The organism is Faecalibacterium longum, assembly GCF_040094125.1.
Taxonomy (GTDB): domain Bacteria; phylum Bacillota; class Clostridia; order Oscillospirales; family Ruminococcaceae; genus Faecalibacterium; species Faecalibacterium longum.
This window is the reverse complement of record NZ_JBBNIH010000178.1, coordinates 1-1463: the sequence shown is the minus strand read 5'-3', so window position 1 is coordinate 1463 and position 1463 is coordinate 1. Positions and strand designations below refer to the sequence as shown.

Here is a 1463-nt window from a genome sequence, read left to right as displayed (position 1 = left end):
AGAACCCCAAGACGACAATATGAGCTATCTTGAGGTTCTTTAAAATAAAAAATTCGTAGAGTACATTACTCCACGAAAAAACACCGCCAAACACTGAAAACTCAGCATTATTTGACGGTGTTGACAATTTATTTGACGGCTAATAAATCAGAAAGCCGTTGCATATTTTCTCTTTTTAAATCCATGGATGGGTGTACATAGCGATTCATTGTAATATTCACGCTGGCATGACCCAATATTTCGCTGAGACTTTTTACATCGAATCCAAGCTCTATGCACCTTGTAGCAAATGTATGACGTAACGAGTGATAATTTGCGGAGGTGATTCCGCTGTTTTTCAATACCTTCTTAAAATGATTTTGCATGGTTCTTGGTTCTAATGGATTCTGATCGCTATTGGTTAGGATGTAGCCAGTAGAAGAAGCTTTGTGTGCTGTAAGAATAGTCATTAAGCCATGGGGTACTGGAATAGTACGGATGGAGCAAGCACTTTTTGGTGTGGTAACAACAATCCTTGTCTTGTATTCACTGTTGGTTCTATCTTGGATTCTCTGGAGCGTTTGATGCACGTGGATTGTGTAATCTGAGAATGAAACATCTTCCCATCGTAACGCACAAATTTCACCTACTCTGAGACCAGTGAATAAACATACTAATATACCAATATTGCAGGAATCAAGATTAGAATACAAGTATTGGCATAATTTTTCCTGTTCAGCACGACTCAAAACTCTCATTTCCTTCGTTTGACGTTTTATCTGTATAGATCGTGCGTCACAAGAAATGGCTTTCCCGTTTCGGGTGGCAAATTGTAAGACATTTCGAATTAGAGATAAAATATCTGAAACAGTTTTAGAGGAAAGTCCATTCTCCTTTAATCCACCAGAAACAAGGAAAAAATTACACTGCGTTTCAATAAACTCGTGTGTTATATCACGCAATTGTTTGCTTCCGAACACAGGAAGTATATACGAGCTGAGAAGATTCCTATATTTGTTGCTTGTAGATTCCTTCACTTTAGGACATATAGCTTGAAACCATTCCATAGCAACCTGTTCAAATTGATCTGAGCTAATTTCTGGATCGACAGTGACAGAATTACTCGTGCACGAACTTTGACTGATAAGTTTTGCCTTGACTTCTCGATATGACTTTGCATAAACATAACCGTAATTGGCTTTGCCTGTAGAAGATCGGGACTTAATGTATCTTCCTTCCCATCTGCCGTCTTTCCTTTTGTAAATATTTTCTCCTTTTCGTGCCATAAGGTACACCTCCTTCAATATGACTATAATTCTGACGGCAAATTGTGACTTTGGAACTTTCTAAGATGGATTTTTGTGCAAAACCTCGTGTTTTATGTCCCTAACATATTGACAAACAGTGCGACAATTTGTAAAATAAAGATATAAACTAAAAAAAACAGAGAAGAATGCGATTCGTGGAGTAATGTACTCTACGAA

The 1463-nt window shown here is 37.6% G+C and carries 1 protein-coding gene; it reads right to left on the bottom strand.

Going from position 1 to position 1463, the window contains the following annotated elements; translation table 11 throughout:
• Window positions 1-128 precede the first annotated feature (128 nt).
• The gene (locus AAAU26_RS14105; protein ID WP_002304408.1) at window positions 129-1265 is read right to left on the bottom strand and encodes a tyrosine-type recombinase/integrase; all 1137 of its coding nucleotides are present in this window, start codon (window positions 1263-1265) and stop codon (window positions 129-131) included.
• Window positions 1266-1463 lie beyond the last annotated feature (198 nt).

What these genes read in the sequence shown, in the direction of transcription:
- AAAU26_RS14105 (WP_002304408.1), bottom strand. Translation starts at nt 1,265, where the DNA reads ATGGCACGAAAAGGAGAAAATATTTACAAAAGGAAAGACGGCAGATGG.